The organism is Rhodococcus sp. IEGM 1366, assembly GCF_033142425.1.
Lineage (GTDB): Bacteria > Actinomycetota > Actinomycetes > Mycobacteriales > Mycobacteriaceae > Rhodococcus_F > Rhodococcus_F globerula.
Genome location: NZ_JAWLRZ010000027.1, coordinates 1 through 7194 on the forward strand (window position 1 = coordinate 1; position 7194 = coordinate 7194).

Annotated in this window: 6 protein-coding genes; 3 read left to right on the forward strand and 3 right to left on the reverse strand. The window is 58.9% G+C overall.

Features of this window, described 5'->3' with window-relative positions; all coding sequences use genetic code 11:
• Positions 1-739: 739 nt before the first annotated feature.
• Positions 740-1615: an alpha/beta fold hydrolase gene (locus tag R4P64_RS33780; protein ID WP_165826344.1), complete on the reverse strand. Its 876-nt coding sequence runs from the start codon at positions 1613-1615 to the stop codon at positions 740-742.
• Positions 1616-1630: 15 nt separating this feature from the next.
• Complete coding sequence (locus R4P64_RS33785) at positions 1631-2104, reverse strand: cupin domain-containing protein (RefSeq protein WP_051730848.1); 474 nt, start codon at positions 2102-2104, stop codon at positions 1631-1633.
• Positions 2105-2250: 146 nt separating this feature from the next.
• Between R4P64_RS33785 and R4P64_RS33790 the strand changes: the two genes are divergently transcribed.
• The 3 genes from R4P64_RS33790 to R4P64_RS33800 all read left to right on the forward strand — a co-directional run bounded on the left by R4P64_RS33790 (position 2251) and on the right by R4P64_RS33800 (position 5042).
• Positions 2251-2715, forward strand: a complete 465-nt coding sequence (locus tag R4P64_RS33790) for a hypothetical protein (protein ID WP_033237321.1) — start codon at positions 2251-2253, stop codon at positions 2713-2715.
• Positions 2716-3270: 555 nt separating this feature from the next.
• Positions 3271-3483 (forward strand): hypothetical protein, encoded by a 213-nt coding sequence (locus R4P64_RS33795; protein WP_317824562.1) that lies wholly within the window; start codon positions 3271-3273, stop codon positions 3481-3483.
• Between the two features lie 692 nt (positions 3484-4175).
• Positions 4176-5042, forward strand: a complete 867-nt coding sequence (locus R4P64_RS33800; RefSeq protein ID WP_139053167.1) for an IclR family transcriptional regulator — start codon at positions 4176-4178, stop codon at positions 5040-5042.
• 360 nt (positions 5043-5402) lie between these two features.
• Here the strand turns inward: R4P64_RS33800 and R4P64_RS33805 are convergent, their stop codons facing one another.
• A complete protein-coding gene (locus tag R4P64_RS33805) occupies positions 5403-6842 on the reverse strand; it encodes a FadR/GntR family transcriptional regulator (protein WP_317545974.1) in 1440 nt (479 codons plus the stop codon).
• Positions 6843-7194: the final 352 nt, after the last annotated feature.

A 7194-nucleotide genomic window follows, 5' to 3' on the forward strand; every position in this document is an offset into this window, starting at 1 on the left:
GGTGCGGCCCCCCGTCGCGGCGACCAGCGCACCGTCGATCAACATGCGGTACTCGGAATTACTCATTTGTCACTTTCCTTTGAAGATCGGATCGTTACGGCAGGGCTGGCCTCTCCCCTGGTTCGTCAGAGGCTGCTGGAGACACTCACCAAGATTTACCTGTATTACATGTAATACTTTGTATATGTAGTGAGCTCCATCACGCAAACTGTAGAACTTCCGCTCGATAAGCACAAGTACTTCAGTTGAACTCCGGCTTCCCTCTCCTCGCCACACCAAAATCTCTGTCTACAAGGAATTTCCACGGCTGGTCCAGTAGTCCCACCACACATTTCGAATCGGTGCCATGCGCCCGACACCACTACGCGCTACGTCTACCGCGACGCCGTATGCCCTAGAACTGAATCTGTGCGGCCATCCTGCCGCAATCTATGAGTGCGCTTGCACGATTCGACATCGTGCGCATTGCGTCTGACTCCGAATGTCCTCGTCGCCGGCAGCGGAAGCCAGGCTGTTGTCTGGACGCTTACGTTGAACTGTCACCCGCTCGATCACTCCGGCGCACCGCCGCAGCGCTTTTCGGGTACATGTGCGCCAACCGTGAAGACGACATAGAAGCACTGAAGGTGAAAGCGATCGTCGAGCGCCGGGCAGCCCGCTTCATCTATTCCGCTCTGAGACAATTCTGCCCCGGCGGTCCGTTGGATCACCGGGGCAGAAAGATTGTCCCAGAAGGGCTTCAGAGCACTGGTGCAAGCTTCCGGTCGCGGAGCAGGTACGAGAGCACCACGCTTTCAAACTCGTCTTTGCGTTCGATCATCGCCCAATGCCCACAATCGTAGAAGACGTGCAGTTCACACTTCGGGATCAGTCGCATCGGGACAAGCGAGCTGTCCATGGGCGTTACACGGTCGTCGCGGCCGAAAGTGATCAGCGTCGGCGCCTGGATCTTCGTCAGTGCTCCAACCTGTTCGGCTGCGTTCGTACCCCGATTACGCATCGCCGCCAGCGAACGGAAATTGAACAATTTCTTGATGTCAGCAAGCGCGGCCGGGTCCGATGCGGCTCTCCACCGCATCTCGACGAACTCCTCCGTCAGAATGGAGGTGTCGTACACCATGGCCTCCATCCACGTCATCAACCGCTCACGTGTCGGGTCCTCGACGAACTGCACGAGAAGCTTGATGCCTTCCGGGGGCGACGGACTGAACACAGGCAGCCCGATGCCGCCAATCGTAACGAGTCGAGTCACTCGCTCAGGATGTCTGGATGCCAGCTGTGCCGCAATGTTTCCGCCCATCGAATTACCAACGACCGGAACAGAATCGAGCGACATACCGTCGAGGAAGTCCAACACCGCCGGCAGTCCGGCAATCATCGGATTGTCCTCGCACGAATAACTCTTGCCGAATCCAGGGAAGTCGAGAACGAGCGTCCTGAAATGCTCGGCGAAGACCGGTAGATTTCCCTGGAAGTTCGCCCAGCCACTGACCCCTGGACCCGAGCCGTGCAGCAAGAGCAATGGAGGACCGTCGCCGGCCTCGTGATAGTGCAGCGGCCCTCTGGGCGTCTGCAGAGTCCTGCTCGTGCCTTCAAACGTAAATTCAGCCATCAGTCGTGTCTCCTCCTCTTAGCTCGACGGTGCTTCCAGCCAACCAAAGTCATGCCAGTACGTCTCGAGTTCGGCTACCGGCTTCGGCCAGGTCTCGATGTAGGTGACGCCTTCGGACCCGGCCGTCATCGTGTACGCAGTGCCTGCGCGGCTGAGAAAGAACTCCCCCGGACGCACTCGCACGGTCTGCCACTCGCCGTCTTCCTCGTACTCAATGCTGTACTCGCCTGCGAAGACAAAGAGCAACTCGTCCATGTTGTGATGGTGGCGAGGTACCGTAAAGTTCGGTCGCACCCGCAAAGGGTTGCGATTGAAGCGCTTCACCTGAATTGGCTTTGTGGTCACCCACATCGACCCGCCGAACGTCGCCGCGAAATCCACTGGCGCGTCGATCAGCAAACCACCGTCCTTCCAGAAGTAACTCGGCGCCACATCAAGGCCCAGAGGAATCCAATCCGCATCGTCCACCAGATCACCAAAAGTAAGTGCCATTCCGAAATAGTATGTGCGGCTGTACATCCTGTCGCCGGAGAATTCCGTTTGATGGAACGGGTCTGACGAGCACGGTCACCTGCCCCCATTCCGTCCAACGGAACCTGTTGATGACACACCCTGTCATGTTCGACAGACTCCGGAGTATGGCAATCGAATACTTCAATCTGCTGTCCGAAGAAGAGGGTTGGATCGACCTGTCGGTCGATCAGGACCTTCCCTCTTACCTCTGGAATGAAGGCGGACTCCTCGCCGATGCGCCGATCGACATGGAACAGACCTTCAAGGGCAATATGTGGGTCTCGAACAAGGTAGACAGGTCGTTCAATCTCAACGGCCTTCGGTGCGCCCCGAACTTCTCGGTGCCTCGTCACCACCACAATCTTGACGAGTTGATCATCGTATTCGAGGGTGAGTTCCATGTCGCCTGGGGCCAAGACGGCGAGGAAGGTAGCCAGACCATCGGTCCAGGCGAATTCTGGATCAGTGAGGCCGGCACCCCCTACATCATGACTGCGGGGCCCGAAGGCGTCACTTACATCGAGACCTGGCCCGAACCGATGGAGAAGCTCGAGACGTACTGGCACGACGCAGGCTGGGTACATCGCTGAGTAGCAGCCGACCGCTCGTCGACCACTTGTGAGGTTGCCGCCCTGAACTTGTTCACAACAGAGAAACAGGGCGGCAGTTTTGCATCCACGAAATCATCGGAGCAACCGCGCGGCGCTAGCGCCTCCGTCTCCATGCACTGCCTCTTCCGATCAACGGGCGAGCCGGAGCGGTAGCGGATGCATTCCAATTATCTTTCTGGAGTTACCGATTGGCGCGTGTTGCTGGGGTCACGACCTCACAGATACGCGCGCACCGCTGTTCACCGCCCGACTTTTCCAAGGCCTCGAATCTTCCTGCGTGAATGTCGAATCCGTGCCACGTGGTCGGGCGTCCGCATGATCGAACTTTCTGTGAGTCCGGTCGCTTGTTGCTCGCTGTCGAGAAAGACGTGGGCATGCAGGCAAGGTTTCCATCCCGGCAATGCCACTCTCTTCACCGACCGCGAATGATCCTGAAAGTGAACTGGAGTCGCGCGCCCGGGCCTGTCGCGGCCACGGACTTTTCACGGTCAACGGACTGAGCCTTCCAGTCATGGAGTATCTGGGGCGAGCGTGGTGAGTGTCCATCCCTCGACCTCCGCCCCCGGCCAGATCACCGATCGAGCGGCAACCACTGTCTGCCTCCTGAATGCCCTCCTGAATGCAATGGTTACGTCGACGAATTCCGACGACGCCGCACTCATGCGCGATCTTCACAGCCTTCTCGATGCCGAACTCGCCACGATCGTCCAGCTCGCCGATGATGCAAGGCACCGTTCGCGTTCATAGAAGTCGAGGTCGACCCATCCGAGGTCAGCTGTGACTCTGTATCGTTCAACGAGTATCGCTGCGCCACTTACTTTTTGATGCTCAGTCGATTTCGAGGCCAGGCGCGGCCGCGCCACCTTGGTAAATTCCGAAGGCCGCGCACTCCGCAGCGGTCAGCATCGTCCACCTGTTTCCAATGCAGCGAAACAATCCCGACCACCCAAGATCCGGACCGTTGAACGCTCACTGTTGCGGCATTTCGCCGGCTTCCCAGGCCGCTGCCGTTCGCCGAAGTTCGTGTCGACCTCGTGACACTTGTGTCACGAGGAGCTTAGTTCGGCTTGTCAGCAATTTGCAGAATCGAAGGCAGCGGACAGCGCCACCGGAGCGAACTTTTTTGCTATTACTACCGATCTACGGGGTTGATTCACCGCCAATTTCCGTTCTCGGCCGGTTCACAACACCTCCCGATCAGTGCACGGCCGAGGTTGACCACCCGTTGCGTGCGTGACTCCCACCAGGCAATTACTGCGCCTATGCGGGCGATTTAGCTGATTCGACACGCGGGGGTTGACATGCGCGCTCGTTGATGTGACCCTGATTACAGGAATAAAGGACACTAATTTAGAAAACATTCCGGGATGTGCGCATGCAATCCTAGATTTGGACCGAATTAAGTGTCTATTAGTAGCCTGAATTGGGAGGTGGCAGCCGTGACATCGAGTTTGACGCAGTGCACGTCGATTTTGCCGATGGAATCAGTGGTCGATTCCATGGACGAGTACATATCGTCCATGGAGGTCGATCATGTCGGAACTGACGTCCGACTCCGACCCGAACGCACCGTGATGGGAAGGGTCGCTGCCATCATGGGGGCGTTCAACGGCAAACAGCAGGTGCTCGGTCTCGGCGATCTCAGTGAGAGCACTGGGCTGCCGAAATCGACGTTGCATCGACTTGCTGATCAACTGTGCCAAGTGGGATGGATCGAACGGGATCCTGACGGCTACCGCATCGGCATTCGCATGTTCGAGCTGGGAAGTCTTGCTGTCGAAGGAAACCAACTCTACGAAGCCGCGATTCCACATCTGCAAGCCCTCGCAGCCAAGACCGGAATGTCCACACAACTCGGCATTCTCGATCAGTCCGAGGTCGTATATCTCGAACGTATCGCGGTAGGCGCAGTCCGTTTGCCGACCCGACGCGGCGGACGAAATCCCGCGTACTGCACCGCATTAGGCAAGGCCATGACCGCCTTCGACGACGACGCCATCCGCACAGTAACCTCCTCGCCCATGCTTAGGCGGACGACGAATACGATCACGGACCCCGCAGCGCTACGGACCGAGCTCAGCCAAGTGCGCAGGGTCGGAATAGCGTTCGATCGTGGCGAGATCTACCAAGATTTCGTGTGTGTTTCCGCGCCGATCCGTAGCTCCGGAAACGTGATCGGAGCCGTTTCCGTTACCGCGCCGGCGGGCCGAATGAGATGGGGCATAGCGACCGAAGCAGTTCGGAGCACCGCCGCCGCGATCTGGAATGCAACCCACAGACTCGGCGGAGCAAGCACCCGATTGTAGTAACTTTTCGATGTGTCCACACGAGCATAACCGCCGTACCGGCCCCGAAGTGCTTCCGAATCTCTATGTAAAACCCGGACTCTGAGCACTTCGAGGCATCAGGTCCCGCGCCGACGACTACCTGACCGACTCTCTGAGTCGGGTGGTCGTCAGCTCGAATTTCGACGGAATGTCGGAATTCACGACATTGCGAAAGGCAACCCGGCCTTGAGAATACCCAGGTGTGCCGGTCGAAGAATCCCTCGGCTGAGACACCTCGACTGATCTGCCCAAGTTCGTTGCGACTCGTCGATCACCACCGCGGCGAGTATTGGAACTCGCCCCGTAAATTCGTCCTCGATCAGGTAGACGTTCCCAAACCTAGTGCCACCACGTGGTGAGCTCCTGTAGGTGGCGCCGCATGCGATGCTGAGCGAGCCCATCGTCCCCAAGGAGGATTGCCTCGAGGATCTTGTCGTGGGTGCACCGGACCTGCACCTCGACGCCCGAAGTCATGGACTCTTCGGAGCGACTCTGGCGGGTCCAGAGGTCGGTGATGACGCGCAAAAACAGTGTCAGAACCGGGTTGTCGGCAAGGTCTGCAACCTCGGTATGGAACATGTCGCCGGCGTCACCGTGCACAGTGGTGTGGTCAAGTGCAGCACGTAACCGCGAAGCTACATCGGGAGCAGTTGCGACGGCGGTGACGGTCTGGATGCACCCCAGCTCGATCACTTCACGAACCAGGTGGAGGTGGTCGGGGCTCATACCCTCGAAATCGAGATAGAGAGCGATCGCACGAATACTGGCCGTTGGGTCGGGAGCCAGGACGACCAGTCCGCCGCCAGGTCCGCGGCGCATCCGAGCAACGCTGTGGTGTTCGAGGATCCGAATCGCTTCACGCAGGACCGCACGGCTGACCTCGTAGCGCGCCAAAAGATCTGGCTCCGATCCGAAGACCTCACCGATCTGCCAGCCGTCGCTGGTGATGTCGTCATGGATACGGCCGGCAATAACCTCGGCAAGTTTGGTGCCTTTCGTGGCGTTCGGGTTAGGGTCGCTGGGTCGAGTCCGCATGCGATGCGATGGACGTCGGATCCGGTTGGCCAGCATCCACTCCTCGATCTCTTCGAGATGGGCGCTTAGTTGGCTCTCCGAGGCTGCGGCGTCACCTGCGATTACCGCGTCTACGATTTGGACGTGCCGCGCGATGGCAACAGCCTTAGCCGCGGCCCCCGCCTCCCTCGACGTTGGCCCCCAGGCGCGAATGTAGCGGGACGTCAGCAGCATCACAACCTCGATGAACAGCTGCAGCACCGCGTTGCCGGACAGGCTTCCGAGCAAAATGTGAAACTCGTCGTCGAAGGACCAGTTCGGATCACCGATCTGCTCCTGCTCCTTCCCAACGATCGACCGTAATCGATCAATACCGTCCTCGGTGATCGCCCCCGCCGCCAACCGAGCTGCGAGCGGCTCGAGTAGCAATCGGGCGTGGAGCAGATCTTCGACGCTCACGCCTATGTACTCCAGGTAGATCACCAACGCACGCATGGACGCCGATGCGTTCGGGGCGCACACCACCAGCCCTCCGCCTGGACCGCTACGCATCCGCGCGACCGAATGGTGCTCGAGCAGCCGAATCGCTTCTCTCAGAACCGACCGAGACACTCCAAAGCGCTCCAGCAACTCGGGCTCCGAACCCAAGACCTCACCGACAGGCCATTTCCGAACGATGATCTCATCCTCGAGCTGCCGGGCAACCTGTGATGCGAGCTTCTCCGGACCCGCCGACCATGTCTCTGTATCTTCCGCACTCGTCATCAAGCCGGTCGCTCCCAATCCCCAAGAAACACGGATCTCGAACACCGAGATCTTTGAATGTTCATTACGATACTGAGATCCGTGACCCGATAGAGTGTTCCCTACCTACGCTACCTATCAGCATGCTGAAGTCACCAAGATCCAATCGAGAATTGGCTCGCCAGGCCTCGACAGCACATTCACGCAGAAGCGTTGGCCTCGATCCAGCGAGTGACCTGCTGCACGTACTCCTCATATCCGGAAGTGGGGGCGGCCCCCACCCCCCCGCCGGGCGAGGGTGGGGGGTGGCGGTTTACCGGGGGAATAACCATTTTGGGGGGGTCCCGGGGCGCCATGCCCGGTGGCAAAACCC

Coding starts and splice junctions, on each gene's coding strand:
- R4P64_RS33805 (WP_317545974.1), bottom strand. CDS start 6,842: ATGACGAGTGCGGAAGATACAGAGACATGGTCGGCGGGTCCGGAGAAG.
- R4P64_RS33785 (WP_051730848.1), bottom strand. CDS start 2,104: ATGGCACTTACTTTTGGTGATCTGGTGGACGATGCGGATTGGATTCCT.
- R4P64_RS33790 (WP_033237321.1), top strand. CDS start 2,251: ATGGCAATCGAATACTTCAATCTGCTGTCCGAAGAAGAGGGTTGGATC.